The following is a 17648-nucleotide window of genomic DNA, read 5'->3' as shown; positions in this document are numbered from 1 at the left end:
CGGGGTCGGAAAAAGGGCGCGGCGCCATGTCAGCGGTCCTTGCCGCGACCGAGGCGCTTCGCGGCTTCGCCCGCGAGCGCGTCGCGAAACCGCGAGCCGAACGTGCCGGGCAGGCCGCCTTCGGACGGGGCGGCGCCGGCGGGCGCGTCGGCCGAAGCCGTCGTCGCGTGAGCCGCTGCCGAACCGGCCGGCAGCGTGTGCAGCAGTCGCACGTTGCCCGGCGCGACGCCGAGCACGAGCCAGGTGTCGCCGATCTCGACGATCGTCGCGCTTTCCTTCGCCCCGACCGCGACGCTCGACACGACCTTCAGCGGGCCGCCGCGGCGGGCGTGCTGGAAGCCGAAGCGGCGCGCGAGCCATGCGCACGCGAATACGAGACCGATCACGACCGCGAGCCCGACCAGCGTCTGCAGCACCGCGCCGAAGCCGAGCGACGGTGCGGCGGAGCCGACCATCACGCTCGATGCGATCGCCCCGGCGTTGTTTACCGCGTTCATGTCGGCGGCGCCGGCCGGCGCGCAGGCAAGCGACGCCGCAATGGCCGCGGCAGCCGCCGCCACGCTTGCGACGCGCACGCGGCGACCGGGCGCTACTACGTTCATCGATTCAGCTTCCGGATGCGTTCGGCCGGCGTGATGATGTCGGTCAGGCGGATGCCGAACTTGTCGTTGACGACCACGACCTCGCCCTGCGCGATCAGGCAGCCGTTCACGAGCACGTCCATCGGCTCGCCGGCGAGGCCGTCGAGTTCGACGACCGAGCCCTGCGCGAGCTGCAGCAGGTTGCGGATCGCGATCTTCGTGCGGCCGAGCTCCACGGTCATCTTGACCGGGATGTCGAGGATCATCTCGATGTCGTTGTGCGTCGAGGTCGCCGCGGCCTTCGACAGCGGCTGGAACACGCCGGCGCCCGTCGCGCCCGCCTGCACTGGCTGCTGGTTCTGCTCGGCCAGCGCGGCCGCCCAGTCGTCCATGCCCGGATCTTCTTCCGCCGCGGCCGGTGCCGCCTGCGCGGCGGCCGATGCCGCGAGGGCCGCGTCGGCCATCGCTTGTGCGTCGTCCTCGGGCGTCTGGTTCAGCTCACTCATATCCACCTTCCTTCATCGAATCGCCCGCGCTGATCATCTTCTGCACGCGCAACGCATATTGACCATTGAAAATTCCGTAGCCGCATTCCATCACCGGCACGCCGTCGACCTTGGCAATGATCGTGTCCTCGATTTCCAGCGGCAGCACGTCGCCCGCGCGCAGGTTCAGGATCTTCTCGAAGGTCGACGAGATCTCGGCGAGGTTCGCGGTCAGCTCGACTTCGGCGGCCTGCACCTGCTGCGACAGCACGCGCACCCAGCGGCGGTCGACTTCGAGCGCCTCGCCCTGGATCGGCGAGCTGAGCACGTCGCGGATCGGCTCGATCATCGAGTACGGCATGCAGATGTGCAGCGTGCCGCCCGTCGGCCCGAACTCGATCGAGAACTGCGTGACGATGACGATCTCGTTCGGCGTCGCGACGTTCGCGAACTGCGTGTGCATCTCCGAGCGCACGAATTCGAACTGCAGCGGCCGCACGCTCTTCCAGGCGGTCGTGTAGTGCTCGAACACGAGGTTCAGCAGCTTGCCGATGATCCGCTGCTCGGTGGCCGTGAAATCGCGGCCCTCGACGCGCGTGTGAAAGCGCCCGTCGCCGCCGAACAGGTTGTCGACGACGAAGAACACGAGGTTCGGGTCGAACACGAACAGCGACGTGCCGCGCAGCGGCTTCACGTGCACGAGGTTCAGGTTCGTCGGGATCGGCAGGTTGCGGGTGAACTCGCTGTACTTCAGCACCTTCACCTGGCTGACGGAGATTTCCGCCGTGCGCCGCATGAAGTTGAAGATGCCGATCCGCAGCAGGCGCGCAAAGCGGTCGTTGATGATCTCGAGGCCGGGCATCCGGCCGCGGACGATCCGCTCCTGCGTCGCGATGTTGTAGGGACGGACGCCCGATGTGTCGCGCTGTTCGTCGACTGCATCGGTTTCGCCCGTGACGCCCTTGAGGAGGGCATCGACCTCCTCCTGGGACATGAACTCCTGGTGACCCATACGCGCTCCTTTCGCGGCCGCGTTACTGGACGACGAACTCGGTGAACAGCACGTCGTCGACCTTCGCGCGCTGGTTGCCCGGCTGCGTCGGCTGCTCGATCAGGTCCCGCAGTTCCTTCGCAAGCGAACGTTTGCCGTCCGGCGTCGCGAGTTCCTCGGGATGCTTGTTCGACAGCGCGAGCAGGATCCGGCTGCGGATCTCCGGCATCCGCGCGGTCAGTTGCTCCTGCGCCTTCGGGTCGGTGAGCTTCAGCGACAGGCCGACGCGCAGGTAGTGCTGCGCGCCGTCGTCGGACTGCAGGTTCACGGTCAGCGGGTCGAGCGGGAAGAACACCGGCGCGGCCAGCGGTGCCGGCTCGGCGGGCGTGCTCGCATGGCCGACGCCTTCCTTGCTCAGGAACACGTACATGCCGCCGGCTGCGGCGGCCGCCGCGCCCAGCGCGATGACGGCGATGAGCGCGATGCGCTTGAACTTGCCGGATGAAGCCGGCTTGTCGGCGGTCGGGTTTGCGGTCGTGGAGGCCATGTGAATGCGTGCGTGATGTCTCGTAGCATGCATTGTTCGGCATCCGGGCCGAGCCCGATGGGTGGAAAAGAGGGGGGATTTGCGGCTATCTCAGCCGATTGTCGGCCGGGTGTCGGCCCGATGCAGGGTAGGGCGGGCGGGAGAAGGCGGCCATGCCGGGTGCGGAAAGGCCGCCGGGCCGGCGAACGGAGGCGCGGGCAGGGCCGGGAGGTGGCGCCGTTTCCGCCGCATGGGGTCTGCCGCGCCGAAGGCGGCAGGCACGATCGGGCTGGACTGGCGCCTGGCGGGCGTCGGCCGCCGGATCAGATCGGCAGCAGCGTCAGGAGCGGCGCGATCAGCACCATCGCGACGCCCGCGATCATCATCGTCAGGCTCGACACGACACCTTCCTCGCTGCCGATCTCGCGAGCCTTCGCGGTGCCCACGCCGTGGGCGGCCGCGCCGAACAGCGCGCCGCGCGCCAGCCGCGTGCGCATCGGCACCAGCGCGAGCACCAGCTCGCCGAGCAGCATCCCGCAGATGCCGGTCGCGATCACGAACAGCGCAGTGAGATCCTTCGGCGCGTGGATCTTGTCCGACACGGCAAGTGCGAACGGCGTCGACACCGAGCGCGTCATCAGCGAGCGCTGCAGGTCGGGCGACAGGTGCAGCAGCTTCGCGAGCAGCAGCGACCCGCACACGCCCGCGCCGATCCCGACCGCGACGCCGACCGACAGCGACAGCCAGTGGCGGCGGATCAGGTCACGATAGTCGTAGATCGGCACCGCGAACGCGATCGTCGCCGGGCCGAGCAGCCACATCAGCCAGCGCGTGTCGCGGAAGTAGACCGAATACGGGATGCCGGTCAGCAGGACAAGCAGCACCAGCACACCCGGCACGAACACGAGCGGCGAGAACAGCAGCGTCTTCTTGTATGCGTAGAGCCGCTTCGACGCGAAGTACAGCACGACCGTCAGCACGAAGCAGCCGAACGAGATCGCGGTGTTCGCCTGGTCGGCGGACAGATTCGACAATGCGGCGAGCATGGCAGGCTCCGGCTCAGTGGGCGGACACGGCGCTCAGGCGCGCGCGGCGGCGTTCGGCGAACACGCGCTGGGCGGCGAGCCGGCGCTCGAGCTTTGCGGCGAGGTCGACCGCGACGGCCACCGCGACCATCACGAACGCGGTGCCGGCGAGCATCACCAGCGCGATGCGCCAGCCGTCCTCGCGGAACAGCCCGCCGTACTGCACGGCCGCGACGGCGGCCGGTACGAAGAACAGCAGCATGTCGGACAGCAGCCAGTTCGCGCCGTCCTTCACCCACGCGGGCGCGACGCGCCCCGAGAACAGCAGCACCAGGAGCACCGCGAGGCCGATCACGCCGGACGGAATCGGCAGCCCGATCTTGCGCACAGCCCAGTCGACCGCCATCCACAGCACGCCGAGCGCGGCGGCCTGCAGCGCGATCCGGCCCGTGTGCGCCATGCTGCCCGAAGCAGCGGGGCGGGCGGCGAGTGCGGCGGTCGGCTTGGTCATGGCAGGCTCCCTACAGATATTCCGTTGATGGTGGGAGTATAGGGTTTCCCCTAACCATAAATAAAATGACTTGTCTCTATCCTTGTCATTCCAATTCGGAATTCGTTTAGATCGCCGCACCAATTTGGGGAGTCATCGATGGAATTGCGCGCGTTGCGGTACTTCGTCGAGGTGGTTCGCCAGCAGAGTTTCACGGCGGCCGCCGACAAGCTGTTCGTGACCCAGCCGACCATCAGCAAGATGGTGAAGGCGCTCGAGGACGAGATCGGCTCGCCGCTGCTGCTGCGCGACGGCCGGCAGATGGTGCTGACCGACGCGGGGCGGATCGTGTTCCAGCGCGGCCAGGACGTGCTCGCCGCGCAGGCGCAGCTGCAGTCGGAGCTGAACGATCTCGGCACGCTCGGGCGCGGCGAGCTGACGATCGGGATTCCGCCGCTCGGCGGCTCGCTGTTCACGCCGATCATCGCCGCGTACAAGCAGCGCTATCCGAACATCGAGCTGAAGCTGTTCGAGCAGGGCGCGCGGATGATCGAGGCCGCGCTGACGTCGGGCGAGCTGGAGCTGGGCGGGCTGCTGGAGCCGGTCGATCCCGGCACCTTCGAGCGGCTGCCGATGGTGCGCGCGCCGCTGTGGCTCGTCGCGCCACGCGAGTCGCGCTGGGAGGATCACGCAGCCGTGCCGCTCGGGGATCTCGCGCGCGAGTCGTTCGTGTTCTACGCGGAAAGCCTCGCGCTGCACGACGCGGTGCTGGACGCGTGCCGGCAGGTCGGTTTCACGCCGTCGATCGTGAGCCGCAGCGGCCACTGGGATTTCATGGCCGCGCTCGTGCATGCGGGGGTCGGCATCGCGCTGCTGCCCGAGCCGTATTGCCGGCGGCTCGACGCGGGCCAGTTCACGTGCCGGCCGATCGTCGAGCCGGAGATCACGTGGGCGATCGCGCTCGGCTGGCTGAAGAAGGGGTATCTGTCGCACGCGGCGCGCGCGTGGCTTGAAGTGGCGCGGGCGACGCTGCCGATCGCGCCCGGTGACGATCTGGCGTTTGGCGGGTTGCGGGCGAGGGAGTGAGGCCCGCCGAGGCGGGCGGTAAAACGAACGAGGCGGGCGCAACGGCTGCCCGCCGCGCGGTCAATGCCCCATCGCCGGCCCCGCACCCTTCCTCGGCTTCGTGACCCACACGAGCAACGCGAGTGCGCCGAACATGAACGCCGACAGCAGGAAGAAGTCGTTGGTCGCCATCATGAAGCCCTGCTGCGTGACGAGCTGGTTGAGCTGCGCATTGGCCGTCTGGCCGACGATGCCGAGCTGCGACAGCGCGCCCTGGTAGTCGGTCGTGCTCTGCGCATACACGCTCACCGATTCCGACAGCCGCGCGTGGTGGTAGATCGCGTCGTTCTCCCAGAACGTCGAGCTGGCCGCGGTGCCGATCGCACCGGACAGCGTGCGCAGGAAGTTCGACAGCCCCGATGCACTTGCGAGCCGCTCGTCGGGGATGCTCGACAGCGTGATCGTCGTCATCGGCACGAAGAAGCACGCGACGCCGATCCCCTGCACGAGACGCGGCAGGATCACATGGTTGAACGGCACGTCGAGCGTAAACGTCGAGTTCCAGATCGACACGCCGGCGAACACGATGAACGCGAAGCTCGCGACCATCCGCAGGTCGAGCCGGTGCATGTTGCGGCCGATCAGCGGCGACAGCACGAGCGCGAGCAGCCCGACCGGCGCGGTCGCGAGGCCGGCCTTGCCGGCCGTGTAGCCCATCACCGTCTGCAGCCACAGCGGGAAGATCACGACCGAGCCGAAGAACGCCATGAAGCCGAACGAGATGATCATCGCGCCGAGCGCGAAGTTGCGGTCCTTGAAGAGCGACAGGTCGACCACCGGCTCCTTCTCGGTCGCCTCCCACACGAGCATGAACGCGAGCGACACGACCGCGATCAGCGCCAGCGCGACGATGAACGTCGAGTTGAACCAGTCGCGGTCCTTGCCGAGGTCGAGCATCATCTGCAGGCACGACACGCCGATCACGAGCAGCGCGAGGCCGATCGCGTCGATCCGCTGCTTCGACGTCTTCGTCTCGCGGCCGCGCAGCAGGAAATACGCGCAGGTCGCCGAGAAGAGGCCGATCGGCAGGTTGATGTAGAAGATCCACGGCCACGTGTAGTTGTCGCTGATCCAGCCGCCCAGCAGCGGGCCGAAGATCGGCGCGACGATCACCGTCATCGCCCATAGCCCGAGCGCGAGCCCGCGCTTCGCGGGCGGGTAGCTGCGCATCAGGATGGTCTGCGACAGCGGCACCATCGGCCCCGACACGAGGCCCTGCAGCAGCCGAAACGCGATCAGCGTCTCGAAGTTGGTCGCGAGGCCGCACAGCGCCGATGCGACCGTGAACGCGAGCACCGACAGCGTGAACAGGCGCACCTCGCCGACCCGCCGCGCGAGCCAGCCGGTGAGCGGCACCGCGATCGCGGAAGCCACCGAGTACGACGAGATCACCCACGTGCCTTCGCTCGTCGCGACGCCGAGGCTGCCCGAAATGGTCGGCACCGCGACGTTCGCGATCGACGTGTCGAGCACTTCCATGAAGGTGCCGAGCGCGAGCCCGACGGTGAGCAGCGCGAGTGCACCGCCTGACAGCGGTGCGGGCGAAGCGGCCGGCGAGGCGGCAGATGCCGTGGTGGCGGACATCGAAATCTCCTAGACGCGGCGCGCGCGATGCGCCGGCACAACGCACGGGTGTGCGCCGCAGCGCAGCCCGGCCGGGTGGAACGGATCAACGGAAAAGGGGAGCGCGTGCCCTGTCATCTTCTGCCCAGACAGATAAATAAGCGAACGCTTAACCTAGACATGGGGCCTCCGCGCACATCAGCCGTCCGCCTCTTCGTCGGGTTTCGGGCAACCGGTCGAGCCGGGCCCGTTGGCGATGAAGCGTTGCAGCAGGCCGGTGAGCGTCGCGAGCTCGTCGGCCGAGAAACCGTCGAGCTGCGCGTTGAGCGCGGTCGCGATCAGCGACGGCAGCGCCCGGGCGGCGTCGGCGCCGCGTTCGGTCAGCGTCAGCTCGATCATCCGGCGATCCTGCTCGCTGCGCGAGCGTGCGACCAGCCCCTTGCGTTCGAGCCGGTCGAGCATCCGCGTCATCGACCCGCTGTCGTACGACATCTTGCGGGACAGCTCGAACGGCGTGCGCGCATAGCCGCGCGACAACAGCAGGATCACGCCGATCTGCTGCGCGGTGAGGTCGAGCGGTTCGAGCGCACGGTCCATCCGCTCGACGAGCGCCTGCTTCGCCTTCGACAGGTAATAGCCGAGGCTGGTTTCCAGCGCGATGTTCTCGGGATCGTAGAGGCCGCCGGTCATGCGATTGCGCGCGCAGCAATAGTGCGTTTCAGATTTAAACGCGCCCAGTATCTTGAAAATTGATTGCTTAGTCAATATTATTTGAGGCAACCAGTTACGACGTGCATGTTGCACTGCCGGAGACTATGTTCTGACCGATGCGCCCGCGCTGCGGGCACCCCGAGGATGTTCGCGATGCTGTTCCTGAAAAATGCCGCCGGCGCGCTGCGCCGCAACCTGACCGATACCGCTCATCATGCGTTTTCCGGGCCGCACCGCGGCTGGAAGATCGCGCTGTACGTGACGATGCTGGTGGTCCCGGGCGGCTCGCTCGCGGCGCTCGGGTTCGCATGGTTCGATCATCGCCGGCAGCGCAACGCGAAAGACGGCGCTCGCCGCACGGGCCAGCCGGCCGCGACGGAGCCGTCGACATGGCGGTCCGCCGCCGAACCGCTCCCGCTGCCCGCGCGCTGCCACTGACATCGCGCGTCTCCCGCCTTCCTGACTGCTCCGACTGAGCGCCGGCCGCACCCCGCACGGCCGGCGTCGCACACCCGTCTTCCCGCCCGCTGGCCGTAATGGCCGGTAAACCGGCCGCTCGTGCCGGTAACACATTCCTGTCGCCGCGCACCGTACCCTTGGGGCTGCGCAGCTTTCCCGCCGTCAGTTACCATTTGTCCGCCAGCGGCACGACGACCGCATCGCGCGACGCCGCTCGCCGGACGTCGCGCCCAGACAGGAAAATCACCATGCCGTACGCCACCCTCCCGCGCGCCCTTCGCCCGCTGAGCGCCGCTGTCGCCGTTGCGACGGCCGTGCTGCTCGCCGGCTGCGCCGTCGGGCCCGACTATCACCGGCCCGACACGTCGATCCCCGCCGCGTACAAGGAGGCGCCGGCCGGCTGGAAGGTCGCGCAGCCCGCCGACCGCACCGACCGCGGCGCGTGGTGGTCGGTCTACAACGATCCGCAGCTCGATGCGCTGATCGACAAGCTCAACGCATCGAACCAGACCATCGCGCAATCGGCCGCCGCGTACCGGCAGGCGCGCGCGCTCGTCACCGAGGCGCGGGCCGCGTATTTCCCGACCGTCGGGCTGACCGCATCGGGCTCGCGCGCCCGCACGCCGCGCGCGTCGGTGTCGTCGGGTTCATCGTCGAGTTTCGGCAGCGGTTCGACCGGCTCGATCAACAACAGCTACAGCATCGGCCTCGACGCGAGCTGGGAGCCCGACCTGTGGGGCAAGGTGAGCCGTACGGTCAGCGCACAGCGCGCCGGCGAAGCGGCCGCCGCGGCCGATCTCGCGAATGCGCGGCTGTCGCAGCAGGCGCTGCTCGCGCAGACCTATTTCCAGCTGCGCACGTCCGACGCGCTGCAGAAGCTGCTCGACGACACCGTGAAGTCGTACGAACAGTCGCTGAAACTCACGCAGAACCAGTACGCGCAGGGCGTCGCCGCACGCGCGGACGTGATCCAGGCGCAGACGCAACTGCAGAGCGCGCAGGCCGCGTCGATCGACAACGGCGTCGCGCGCGCGCAGTTCGAGCATGCGATCGCGACGCTGATCGGCGAGCCGGCATCGACCTTCTCGCTGCCACCGAATCCGCTCACGGCCGAGCCGCCGATCACGCCGGTCGACGTGCCGTCCGCGATCCTCGAACGCCGGCCCGACATCGCCGCGGCCGAGCGCCGTGCAGCGGCCGCGAACGAGCAGATCGGCGTCGCGATCGCCGCGTTCTTCCCGACGCTCACGCTGTCGGCCACCGGCGGCTTCCAGAGCTCGGTGTGGTCGCAGCTGTTCACGCTGCCGGCGCGCTTCTGGACGGTCGGCCCGCAGCTCGCGGCCACGCTGTTCGACGCCGGGCTGCGCGCCGCGCAGACCGACGCCGCGCGTGCGACCTACGACCAGGACGTCGCCGCGTACCGCCTCGCGGTGCTCACCGCGTTCCAGGACGTCGAGGACAACCTCGCGTCGCAGCGCATCCTTGCGCAGGAAATCGACGTGCAGCGGCAGGCGGTCGACAGCGCCGAGCATTCGCTCGCGATCGTCACGAACCAGTACAAGGCCGGCACGGTCGCCTACCTGAACGTGCTGACCGCGCAAACCACCGCGTTCACCGCGCAGCAGAAGCTCGCGACGATCTCCGGGCAGCGGATGACGTCGTCGGTCGGGCTCGTGAAGGCGCTCGGCGGCGGCTGGAACGTAGCGGAGATGGCGCGCGAGAACGGCGACATGGCGGCACCGGCACCCGTGCCGGCGTCCGGTGCGGCCGCGCCCGCGGCCACCGCACCGTCGGTCGCCGCGCCGCTCGCGCAGAAGTAGGAAGGGAAGGGCGACGCGCGCGTCAGCGCTGCGCGTCGCCGAAGATCAGCGACACCTCGTTGTTCCCGATCGGGTGGCCGAGCAGGTTCAGCAGCCCCGCGAGGTTCGCCTGCTGCTCGGGCGCCGAATGCGCGGTGCCGCGGAACGATCCCTGGCCCGGGCCGAAGTTGCCGTGACCGTCGAGGAACAGCGGGCCGTGCGTCGTCGACAGGTCGAGGTCGGCGCCGGCCCCCTTCGCCTGCAGCACCGCGCGGTACGAACCGAGCGGCTTCACGCGCGATACGCGCGAACTCATCGAGTCGATCGTCACCGTCAGCTGGCCGAACGCGTTGTTGCCGATCAGGCGCCAGTCGCTCCAGCCGAGCCGCACGTCGCCCTGCAGGTCGAGCGTGTTGAACGGCGTGCCGAGCCCCGCGAGCAGCGACGCGGGCACGGCCATCGTGCCCGCCGACAGCACCGCGCCGCGCCACGTCGCATCGAGCGTGACCGCATCGGGCATCGCCTCGGTCTGCCGCATGCGCATCTGCACGCGCCCGGTCAGCAGCGGCCAGAAACCCGTGGTCCATTCGACCCGGCCCGGCAGCAGCGTCGCCGCGCTCTGATCGGCCCCCGGCGCGAGCATCAGCGTGCCCGAGCCGTGCCACAGCGACCCGTCGGGATCGACGAGATTCACGTGCCCGCCGGTCGCGCGCGCGAACTGCGGTGCGATCCACGCGGCCGGCGCGAGCGCGACGAGCGTCACCGCCGTCGCCAAGCCTCCTGCCAGTACCCACGGCAATGCGGTGGCGAGCCGCTTGATCCCCGGCCTCATCGGCCGACCGCCACTTGCGTCATCCACTGCGTCATTTCTGCGTAGACGGTTGCATCACGGCCGTCAGGTCGACCTGGCCGTCGTCCTTCAGCGCGGTCGCATGTGCCTCGCCAACCTGCACCTTGAACTGCCGGCGCGCATCGTCGAGCCACTGCGTCCACGCCGGGAACGACACGTTCTTCATCTGGACCTGCACGCCGTTGCCGACGATCTGCACCTGCGCGCCCTGCAGCCCGTGATCGGACAGCGATGCGGTCAGTGCATCCTTCAGCGCGAGACCGGTCGGTGCCACACCCTGCGCGGCGGCCGTCAGCGACTTCGCCTCGTTCGCCTGCGCGGTCATCTGCGCGAGCTCGCGGCGCATCGTCGGCAGCTCACGCTGGATCCGCGCGCGGCCTTCTTGCGCGGGCGACCACAGCACCGAATACGCGATCGCGACCGCCAGCACGGCGCCGCCCCAGCCGAGCAGCATCTTTTCGCGCTGGGAGCGCTCGCCCCAGAACTGGGCCAGCGTCTGGTTCAGTTGTTCCGTTTTCATGAGCGGCTCCGGATCGTCCATTTGCCCGTGTTGCTGTCGACTTCGCCGGACAGTCCGTTACGCGCGAGGCGCTGCGTGAAATCGGGATCGACCTTGACCTCCGGCTTGAAGCCGACGTCGAGCTTCCGGTCGTGGTAGTCGAGCGACGCGATGCCGTTCAGCGGCAGCGCGCCCATCGAACGCGACAGCCCGCTCGACAGCGCGAGGAAATCGTTCGGCGACAGCTCGCCGGCCGCGAGGCGCAACTGGTCGAGCTGGCGCTGCATCTGCGCGGGCGGATCGAGCACCGTCGTCGTCTTCGGGAACGCGGACAGCAGCGTCTCGGTGATCTGCGCGGACAGCGCATCGCGTTCGCGCGACAGCTTCCACCAGTGCAGGTTCATCCCGATCACCGCCACGCCGAGGGTCGCCGCGACGAGCGCGAGCGGCACGCGCAGGCGCTTCACCGTCGCGCGGTCGAAGCGCCACGGCTGCGATTCGAATTCGAACTGGCACAGGTCGAACTTCTCGGTCAGCGCGCGCCGCGCGAACGCATCGAACGACAGCGGCGCGGCGCCCGGCAGCAGCGGGCCGTCGGCGCGGCCGACCGACGCGAGCCGCGGCTCCGCGCCCGGTTCGCCGAGTTCGTACAGTTCGACGTCGCCGCCGCCCGCCAGTGCGGCCAGCGTGCCGGCCGCGCGCGACGCGGGCGCCGCGAAGCCTTCGCCGAGCGCCCCGCGCGCGACCGCGAGTTCGAGGCGCGGCGCACCGGCCGCAGCCGGCTGCGCGCCAGCCTCGACCAGCACCGGTTCGACCGATGCCGCGAGGCCGAGCACCGCGGCCACCGTCGCCGGGCGGGCCGGCGGCGCGTCGACGGCGTCGGCGGCAACCGCGGCGGCATCGACTTCGCTGTCGGCTGGTGCGGCGGACGCGTGCGGTGCCGGCAGGCAGCGGGTCGCGGGCACGGCGCTCAGGTGCCGGTGGCCGGCCGCCGTGAACGCTTCGCAGATCGTGCGGAACCACGCGCGATCGACGACGGCCAGCACGCGGCGCCCGTCGGGCAGCGCGTCCGGATCGAGCGCGATATGGCAGCCGAGCGGATCCTGGATCAGCTGATCCTCGACGATGTTGGGCAGCGCCTGGCGCAGCTTCGGTCCCTTCAGCGGCGGCACGGTCGCGGCCAGCAGCAGCACGTCGCGCGCGGCGACGATCAGCACCGTCGCATTCGCTCGCGGCAGCAGCGCGAGCGCGGCACGGCCGGCGCGCTGCACATGGCCGGCCTTGTCGACGAGCGTGAACGGCAGCTCGGGCCACTGCCATTCCTGCAACGGCACGGCAGGCTCGCGCGGCGGCAAAGAAACAATCAACGTGCTCACAAGAGCTCCTCTCCCGATTGGCGTCGTTATAGCTGGTCGCGGATGCGCACGACCCGTGTCGAATGCGTGGTCGGATCACGATACACGAGCGAGGTGCGATCGACCTCCGCGCGATCGTGCTGGATCCGGCCATGCACGATGAAATAGCTCGAATTGACGTCGACGACGCTCGCGTCGAGCGTCACGTTCGGTGCACCGGCGCCGCGCAGCGCGAGCTGCACGTCGGCGACGTTGCGGAAAAACACGGTCTCGCGGCGCGACACGAGCGCCTGCGCGGACGACACGCTCATCCCCGGCATCAGCGCCGCGATCACCTCGGCCGGCGCGGTATTCATGTTCACGGGCGTCGTGGTCGGCAGCACGGTGACGAACGGGCGCAGCCGCGCGACCATCTCGGGCGTCACACCGTCGACGTCGAGCAGGCTGTCGACGCCCGTCATCATCAGCGGCGCGGGCCCGCGATCGCCACCCGTCATGCCCGGATCGTCGGAGAAGCCGCCGCCGCCTTGCTGATCGGTCGTCACCGGTGCGGTGATCGGCGGCGCCGTGCCGCCCCCCGGCAGTGTCGGCATCTGGAAACGCGTCGCCGAATTCAGCAGGCTCGCGCGCACCTGCAGCGCGATGCGCTTCGCGAACGCGCCGTCGTAGCCGAGCGTCGTCAGCAGGCGCTGGAACGCCTGGACTTGTGTGACGTTCAACTGCAGCACGCCGGGCGCCGGCGACGCCACCAGGTTGCGCAGGTTGAACTTCGCCTGCGCGTCCTCGATCGAGCCGGAGATATAGGTGTCTTCGCCGCCGGTGTCGTTGGGCGCGCCGATCCGGCCGAGGAAATCCGACAGCTTGGTCTTCGCGATCGGTACGCCCCAGATACCGCCGAGATACGTGATGCCGGGCGCCGTGTCGCCTTCGGAGCGCAGGATCATCCGCGTCCAGTCGAGCGCGCCGCGTGCGACCCACTGCGCCTGCGCGAGCATGCGCTGATTTTCGATGCGGCGGATCTGCACCTGCTGGCGCCACAGCATCCCCGAGACCAGGATCGCCGACAGCGCGACGACGAGCAGCGCGGTAATGATCGCCGCGCCGCGCTGGCGGCCGCGTGCCGGTGCGCGACCGGCCGCGCGGGCGGCACGCAATGAGCGGTGAGGACGCGTGCGCATCGTCATTCCCCGACGAGGAAGATGCGCGTGACCGGCACGCGCAGCGACGTCGCGCCGATGCTGACCTGCAGCCCCGTCACCGCGCGCGTCGGCGGCGCGTTGCCGATCTGCGGCACCTTGAGCGCATCGTTGTTCTGCGCGAGCGCATCGTTGGCCGTCTGCAGGTTGGTGGTCCAGCCCACGCGCGGCACGTACAGCTTCGCGTCGATCGCGCCGACGCCGCCCATCAGCGCGACCCAGCTCCAGCCTTCGACGCTGCTGTCCTTCAGCACGCTGCGCAGCCGGTTCGCGTCGTCGATCGGCGGCGACGCATAGCGCACGACGCGCCCGCCGGCGATCCGGTAGCGGATCACCTGCAGCCGTGGTGCGGCGCCCGGCACGTCGAGTTCGCGGACGATCTGCAGCGTATTGCCGGCGACGCCGATCGCCGGCTGGCCGGCCTCGTCGTCGGTCGCGGCGAGCCGCGCGTCGATGCGCATCTGGTCGAACATCTGCGCGAACACGCGCTCGTCTTCCATCGCGGCCGCGACCTTGTCGCGCCCGCGCATGATCTGGTCGAGCCCGCGCCACGCGAGGATCGCGACCACCGCGAGGATCGCGATCGCGATCATCAGCTCGATCAGCGTGAAGCCGCGGGCAGGGCGGGCGAGCGGGCGGCGCATCGGCGCGTCAGAGCGGACGGCTGGTTTCATTCGCGACCACCGTCACCATCTGCGCGAGCACGCCGGTGCGCCCCGGCATGCTCACCGAAATCCGGACGCGCCGGAACACCGGATTGGGCGTAGTGCTCACGCGCTGCGTGCAGACGAGCTGCACGTTGCCTTGCGAGCAGTCGAAACTCTGTTCGCCGATCTCCGGCCACGCATGCGTGAGGCGCATCTGCGCGAGCGCGTTGTCGGCGCTCCAGCCCGCAAGCAGCCGGCGATGCAGATCGGAGGCATTGGTCGCCATCGTGCCGACCGCGCGGATCGACGCGGCGAGCGCGACGGCGATGATCGCGAGCGCGACCAGCACTTCGATCATCGTGAAACCGCGGCTCGAAGGAATCCCCCTTGAGGCATGCCGGCGTGATGAAGCAACGGGGAAGGGCAGGCGACGACGCATCGTCATTGCACCTCGTAGCGGCCGTTGCCGGTGCCGACGATCGTCGCGCTGCCGGCGGCCGAATGCAGCGTCACGCGCACCGGCGTGTCGATGCTCTCGGTGCCGAACACGACACGATTCGCATGCGTGTCGGACCCCGGATAGTCGATGTCGGCGCCCGTGACGCCACCGTCCCAGTCACGCGGGCGCAGCAGGTCGTCACGCAGCGTGCGCCAGCCGTCGGGCGAGCTCACGTCGAACCGGAAGCCGTGCGCGGTCGGCTGCCACGCGATCGGCCGGGCACGCACCTGCGCTTCGTCGCCGGCGGTCTCGAACAGCAGCGCGATGCGCTGCGCTTCCTCGCGCAGATCGGTGCGCGGATTGCGCGTGAGCGACAGCGACGCGAGCGACACGAGCAGCCCCGCGATCACGAGCACGACCAGCATTTCGAGCAGCGTGAAGCCGCGTGCGCGATGACGCCGCGCACCGTGCCACGCCTGCCCGCCGTCGGCATGCGCCGGTACGGACGCAGCCGCGCCGTGACGCACACGGCAATCGCGGCCGCAGCGGGAGGTCGTGCGAATGGCGAGCATGAAGAACGGGAACGAAGCGTCGGGCTGGTCAGTGAAGGCTTATTGCCACGAACCGATGTCGGAATCGTTGCCTTCGCCGCCTTCCTTGCCGTCGGCGCCGTAGCTGAACACGTCGATCTCGCCGTGCACGCCCGGGTTCAGGTACTTGTAGCCGTTGCCCCACGGATCGTTCGGCAGGCGCTCGAGATAGCCGCCGTCCTTCCAGTTGTTCGGGATCGGATCGGTGGACGGCTTCTGGATCAGCGCGTTCAGGCCCTGCTCCTGGGTCGGGTAGCGGCCGTTGTCGAGACGGTACAGCTTGAGCCCCTGCATGATCGTGCCGATGTCCTGCTTAGCGGCGATGCGGCGCGCTTCGTCCGGGCGGCTCATGATCTTCGGCACGATCAGTGCCGCCAGGATCCCGAGGATCGCGACCACCACCATGATCTCGATCAGCGTGAAACCGCGCTGACGACGCACGGCCGCGTTGCGGCGAGTGATCCACGTTTGCATGACTGACTACCTCTTTCCAAAAAATGTCGTTGGTTGAGTGACGCACCCGGCGCACCGGACGATTGCCTGACGGCAAGCTTCCGAACCCGCGGGCGCGGAGCACGCATTGTAAGGCGCGCATTGCCGAGGGCTTTCACCCAACGCAAATTTCATATACATCCGTACAATAGCGCGCATGAACGCGCTCTCGATCCGGATCCTTTCCCTCGCCCTCTTCGCGGGTTTGTGCGCGACGGCCACCTACTGGGTCGTCACGCTGTCGGCTCGCGAAGCGCCGCTGCCCGCCGCCGCCGCGCGGCTGCCGATCCGCACCGAGGACGCCGCGGCGCTCTTCGGCGGTCAGCTCGACAAGAATCCCGTGCAGGACATCCACCTGTTCGGCATCCTCGCGCTCGACCACGGTGGCGCCGCGATCGTCGGTGTCGGCGGCGAACCGCCGCGTGCGGTGTCGCTCGGCGCGGACGTCACGTCCGGCGCGAAGCTCGCCGAAGTCCGCCCCCGCTCGATCATCGTCGAGCGCAACGGCGCCCGCACCGAAGTCCAGCTTCCCGCCAACACGCCGTCCCCGGCGATCTACATGCGCTGAAGCCGAAGGTGACGGCCTGACCCACGGTCAGCCCGTCACTGCACCATGTTGTTCAGCTCGATGATCGGCAGCATCACGGCCAGCACGATCACGAGCACGATGCCGCCCATCGCCAGGATCAGCAGCGGCTCCAGCAGGCTCGTCAGGAACATCGTGCGACGCTCGAGCTCGCGCGCTTCGCCTTCGGCCGCGCGATCCAGCATCGTCGTCACGTCGCCCGTCGCTTCACCGGAACGGATCAGGTGCACGAGCACCGGCGGAAACGTCTTCACGTTGTTCAGCGCGCGCGACAGCGCGGAGCCTTCGCGCACGCGCACGATCGCGTCGTCGATGTTCGCGCGCATCGCGCGGTTCGACAACGTCTCGCCGGCCGCCTGCAGCGCACGCAGGATCGGCACGCCCGCCGCGGTGAGGATGCCGAGCGTGCTCGCGAAGCGCACCGTGTTGTAGCCGCGCACGAGCTTGCCCGCGAGCGGGGCGGTCAGCACCCAGCGGTCGAAGCGCAGCCGGGGCCCGTCGCGCGACAGCGTCGCCTTCACGAACCACGCGACGAGCGCGACCGCGATCAGGATCGCCCACCACCAGTGCCGCACGAAATCCGACAGCGCCATCATCACGATCGTCAGCATGGGCAGCTGCTGTTTCGTGCTCGCGAACACGTTGACGACCTGCGGCACGACGTAGCTCAGCAGGAACGTGACGATGCCGAATGCGATCAGCGTGACGATTCCCGGATACGTGAACGCCAGCAGGATCTTCTGCTTCAGCGCGTTGCTCTGCTCGATGTAGTCGGCGAGGCGCGACAGCACGATGCCGAGCTTGCCGGTGTGTTCGCCCGCCGCGACGAGCGCGCGGTAGATTTCCGGAAAATCACGCGGATGCTGGCCCAGCGCATTCGCAAGCGAATGGCCGCCGAGCACCTCGGCGCGGATCGCGGCCATCAGTTCGCGGATGTAGTCGCGCTCGGCCTGCTCGGTCAGCACGCCGAGCGCCTCGTCGAGCGGCAACCCCGCGATCAAGAGGCTCGCGAGCTGGCGCGTAAGGATCGCCTGTTCGCGCTGCGACAGCTTGCGGCCGAACGCGAGCCGCTGCGACCGCGCCCCGCGCGTCGCGCTGGCGGCCGGTTCGACGACGAGCGGCGTGAGCCCCTGCGTGCGCAGCTGGCCGCGCGCGGCACGCGCGCTGTCGGCATCGATGACGCCTTTCTGCGCGCGTCCCGCCGAATCGATTGCTTCGAAACGGAATGCCGGCATCGCG

General features: G+C 69.1%; 21 protein-coding genes. 4 read left to right on the top strand and 17 right to left on the bottom strand.

The features are described from left to right. Positions 1-29 precede the first annotated feature (29 nt). The 6 genes from fliO to QZM67_RS24225 all read right to left on the bottom strand — a co-directional run bounded on the left by fliO (position 30) and on the right by QZM67_RS24225 (position 4119). Positions 30-602, bottom strand: a complete 573-nt coding sequence (gene fliO / locus QZM67_RS24250) for a flagellar biosynthetic protein FliO (RefSeq protein ID WP_301807147.1) — start codon at positions 600-602, stop codon at positions 30-32. Continuing rightward, entirely contained in the window at positions 599-1087 is a 489-nt protein-coding gene (gene fliN / locus QZM67_RS24245) for a flagellar motor switch protein FliN (RefSeq protein WP_043184816.1), read from the bottom strand. Before fliN ends, fliO begins: the two co-directional genes overlap by 4 nt. Beyond that, positions 1080-2078 carry a flagellar motor switch protein FliM gene (gene fliM, locus QZM67_RS24240; RefSeq protein WP_301807143.1) on the bottom strand — a complete coding sequence of 333 codons (999 nt, stop codon included), beginning with the start codon at positions 2076-2078 and terminating at the stop codon, positions 1080-1082. Before fliM ends, fliN begins: the two co-directional genes overlap by 8 nt. Positions 2079-2100: 22 nt before the next feature. After that, the gene (gene fliL / locus QZM67_RS24235) at positions 2101-2637 is read right to left on the bottom strand and encodes a flagellar basal body-associated protein FliL (RefSeq protein WP_143330941.1); all 537 of its coding nucleotides are present in this window, start codon (positions 2635-2637) and stop codon (positions 2101-2103) included. Between the two features lie 269 nt (positions 2638-2906). Next, positions 2907-3629 carry an LrgB family protein gene (locus QZM67_RS24230; protein ID WP_043184819.1) on the bottom strand — a complete coding sequence of 241 codons (723 nt, stop codon included), beginning with the start codon at positions 3627-3629 and terminating at the stop codon, positions 2907-2909. Positions 3630-3642: 13 nt separating this feature from the next. Then, positions 3643-4119 carry a CidA/LrgA family protein gene (locus tag QZM67_RS24225; RefSeq protein WP_175026078.1) on the bottom strand — a complete coding sequence of 159 codons (477 nt, stop codon included), beginning with the start codon at positions 4117-4119 and terminating at the stop codon, positions 3643-3645. Positions 4120-4257: 138 nt separating this feature from the next. Here QZM67_RS24225 and QZM67_RS24220 point away from each other — a divergent pair, with 138 nt between their 5' ends. After that, complete coding sequence (locus QZM67_RS24220; protein ID WP_043184822.1) at positions 4258-5184, top strand: LysR family transcriptional regulator; 927 nt, start codon at positions 4258-4260, stop codon at positions 5182-5184. A 60-nt stretch (positions 5185-5244) separates the two neighbouring features. Here QZM67_RS24220 and QZM67_RS24215 read toward each other — a convergent pair whose 3' ends face one another. Together QZM67_RS24215 and QZM67_RS24210 are read right to left on the bottom strand one after the other, a co-directional pair. Then, complete coding sequence (locus QZM67_RS24215) at positions 5245-6807, bottom strand: DHA2 family efflux MFS transporter permease subunit (RefSeq protein ID WP_175026079.1); 1563 nt, start codon at positions 6805-6807, stop codon at positions 5245-5247. A 177-nt stretch (positions 6808-6984) separates the two neighbouring features. Further along, the gene (locus tag QZM67_RS24210) at positions 6985-7476 is read right to left on the bottom strand and encodes a MarR family winged helix-turn-helix transcriptional regulator (protein ID WP_089449623.1); all 492 of its coding nucleotides are present in this window, start codon (positions 7474-7476) and stop codon (positions 6985-6987) included. A 174-nt stretch (positions 7477-7650) separates the two neighbouring features. Here QZM67_RS24210 and QZM67_RS24205 point away from each other — a divergent pair, with 174 nt between their 5' ends. After that, on the top strand, positions 7651-7935 hold the full coding sequence (locus QZM67_RS24205) for a multidrug ABC transporter ATPase (protein WP_011350474.1): 285 nt from the start codon (positions 7651-7653) through the stop codon (positions 7933-7935). Positions 7936-8204: 269 nt separating this feature from the next. Beyond that, positions 8205-9776 (top strand): efflux transporter outer membrane subunit, encoded by a 1572-nt coding sequence (locus tag QZM67_RS24200; protein ID WP_301807133.1) that lies wholly within the window; start codon positions 8205-8207, stop codon positions 9774-9776. Positions 9777-9798: 22 nt separating this feature from the next. Here QZM67_RS24200 and QZM67_RS24195 read toward each other — a convergent pair whose 3' ends face one another. The 8 genes from QZM67_RS24195 to gspG are packed head-to-tail and all read right to left on the bottom strand — an operon-like array spanning position 9799 to position 15805. Further along, positions 9799-10587: a type II secretion system protein N gene (locus QZM67_RS24195; protein ID WP_301807130.1), complete on the bottom strand. Its 789-nt coding sequence runs from the start codon at positions 10585-10587 to the stop codon at positions 9799-9801. 31 nt (positions 10588-10618) lie between these two features. Then, entirely contained in the window at positions 10619-11125 is a 507-nt protein-coding gene (gspM, locus tag QZM67_RS24190) for a type II secretion system protein GspM (RefSeq protein WP_174985709.1), read from the bottom strand. Further along, positions 11122-12480 carry a type II secretion system protein GspL gene (gene gspL / locus QZM67_RS24185; protein ID WP_301807127.1) on the bottom strand — a complete coding sequence of 453 codons (1359 nt, stop codon included), beginning with the start codon at positions 12478-12480 and terminating at the stop codon, positions 11122-11124. The genes gspM and gspL overlap by 4 nt, the downstream gene beginning before the upstream one ends. 26 nt (positions 12481-12506) lie before the next feature. After that, entirely contained in the window at positions 12507-13637 is a 1131-nt protein-coding gene (gspK, locus tag QZM67_RS24180; RefSeq protein ID WP_175023486.1) for a type II secretion system minor pseudopilin GspK, read from the bottom strand. Positions 13638-13639: 2 nt separating this feature from the next. After that, positions 13640-14329, bottom strand: coding sequence for a type II secretion system protein J (locus QZM67_RS24175; RefSeq protein WP_301807123.1), 690 nt, complete (start codon positions 14327-14329; stop codon positions 13640-13642). Further along, entirely contained in the window at positions 14307-14747 is a 441-nt protein-coding gene (gspI, locus tag QZM67_RS24170) for a type II secretion system minor pseudopilin GspI (RefSeq protein WP_301807120.1), read from the bottom strand. Before gspI ends, QZM67_RS24175 begins: the two co-directional genes overlap by 23 nt. Then, entirely contained in the window at positions 14744-15313 is a 570-nt protein-coding gene (locus QZM67_RS24165) for a GspH/FimT family pseudopilin (RefSeq protein ID WP_301807116.1), read from the bottom strand. Before QZM67_RS24165 ends, gspI begins: the two co-directional genes overlap by 4 nt. Positions 15314-15352: 39 nt before the next feature. Continuing rightward, complete coding sequence (gene gspG / locus QZM67_RS24160) at positions 15353-15805, bottom strand: type II secretion system major pseudopilin GspG (RefSeq protein ID WP_122944042.1); 453 nt, start codon at positions 15803-15805, stop codon at positions 15353-15355. 175 nt (positions 15806-15980) lie between these two features. On the opposite strand from gspG, the gene QZM67_RS24155 reads away from it, so the two are divergent. Continuing rightward, positions 15981-16391: a hypothetical protein gene (locus QZM67_RS24155; RefSeq protein WP_043184833.1), complete on the top strand. Its 411-nt coding sequence runs from the start codon at positions 15981-15983 to the stop codon at positions 16389-16391. A gap of 35 nt (positions 16392-16426) precedes the next feature. Here QZM67_RS24155 and gspF read toward each other — a convergent pair whose 3' ends face one another. Then, a complete protein-coding gene (gene gspF / locus QZM67_RS24150; protein ID WP_043184834.1) occupies positions 16427-17644 on the bottom strand; it encodes a type II secretion system inner membrane protein GspF in 1218 nt (405 codons plus the stop codon). Positions 17645-17648: the final 4 nt, after the last annotated feature.

Source organism: Burkholderia sp. AU45251 (genome assembly GCF_030482905.1).
Classification (GTDB): Bacteria; Pseudomonadota; Gammaproteobacteria; order Burkholderiales; family Burkholderiaceae; genus Burkholderia; species Burkholderia aenigmatica.
This window is presented reverse-complemented; position numbering and strand designations above follow the sequence as displayed.

What these genes read in the sequence shown, in the direction of transcription:
- fliL (WP_143330941.1), bottom strand. Translation starts at nt 2,637, where the DNA reads ATGCATGCTACGAGACATCACGCACGCATTCACATGGCCTCCACGACC.
- gspK (WP_175023486.1), bottom strand. Translation starts at nt 13,637, where the DNA reads ATGCGCACGCGTCCTCACCGCTCATTGCGTGCCGCCCGCGCGGCCGGT.
- fliN (WP_043184816.1), bottom strand. Translation starts at nt 1,087, where the DNA reads ATGAGTGAGCTGAACCAGACGCCCGAGGACGACGCACAAGCGATGGCC.
- QZM67_RS24225 (WP_175026078.1), bottom strand. Translation starts at nt 4,119, where the DNA reads ATGACCAAGCCGACCGCCGCACTCGCCGCCCGCCCCGCTGCTTCGGGC.
- QZM67_RS24205 (WP_011350474.1), top strand. Translation starts at nt 7,651, where the DNA reads ATGCTGTTCCTGAAAAATGCCGCCGGCGCGCTGCGCCGCAACCTGACC.
- QZM67_RS24200 (WP_301807133.1), top strand. Translation starts at nt 8,205, where the DNA reads ATGCCGTACGCCACCCTCCCGCGCGCCCTTCGCCCGCTGAGCGCCGCT.
- gspM (WP_174985709.1), bottom strand. Translation starts at nt 11,125, where the DNA reads ATGAAAACGGAACAACTGAACCAGACGCTGGCCCAGTTCTGGGGCGAG.
- QZM67_RS24210 (WP_089449623.1), bottom strand. Translation starts at nt 7,476, where the DNA reads ATGACCGGCGGCCTCTACGATCCCGAGAACATCGCGCTGGAAACCAGC.
- fliM (WP_301807143.1), bottom strand. Translation starts at nt 2,078, where the DNA reads ATGGGTCACCAGGAGTTCATGTCCCAGGAGGAGGTCGATGCCCTCCTC.
- QZM67_RS24165 (WP_301807116.1), bottom strand. Translation starts at nt 15,313, where the DNA reads ATGCTCGCCATTCGCACGACCTCCCGCTGCGGCCGCGATTGCCGTGTG.
- QZM67_RS24195 (WP_301807130.1), bottom strand. Translation starts at nt 10,587, where the DNA reads ATGAGGCCGGGGATCAAGCGGCTCGCCACCGCATTGCCGTGGGTACTG.
- fliO (WP_301807147.1), bottom strand. Translation starts at nt 602, where the DNA reads ATGAACGTAGTAGCGCCCGGTCGCCGCGTGCGCGTCGCAAGCGTGGCG.
- QZM67_RS24155 (WP_043184833.1), top strand. Translation starts at nt 15,981, where the DNA reads ATGAACGCGCTCTCGATCCGGATCCTTTCCCTCGCCCTCTTCGCGGGT.
- QZM67_RS24215 (WP_175026079.1), bottom strand. Translation starts at nt 6,807, where the DNA reads ATGTCCGCCACCACGGCATCTGCCGCCTCGCCGGCCGCTTCGCCCGCA.
- QZM67_RS24230 (WP_043184819.1), bottom strand. Translation starts at nt 3,629, where the DNA reads ATGCTCGCCGCATTGTCGAATCTGTCCGCCGACCAGGCGAACACCGCG.
- QZM67_RS24220 (WP_043184822.1), top strand. Translation starts at nt 4,258, where the DNA reads ATGGAATTGCGCGCGTTGCGGTACTTCGTCGAGGTGGTTCGCCAGCAG.
- QZM67_RS24175 (WP_301807123.1), bottom strand. Translation starts at nt 14,329, where the DNA reads ATGAAACCAGCCGTCCGCTCTGACGCGCCGATGCGCCGCCCGCTCGCC.
- gspI (WP_301807120.1), bottom strand. Translation starts at nt 14,747, where the DNA reads ATGACGATGCGTCGTCGCCTGCCCTTCCCCGTTGCTTCATCACGCCGG.
- gspG (WP_122944042.1), bottom strand. Translation starts at nt 15,805, where the DNA reads ATGCAAACGTGGATCACTCGCCGCAACGCGGCCGTGCGTCGTCAGCGC.
- gspF (WP_043184834.1), bottom strand. Translation starts at nt 17,644, where the DNA reads ATGCCGGCATTCCGTTTCGAAGCAATCGATTCGGCGGGACGCGCGCAG.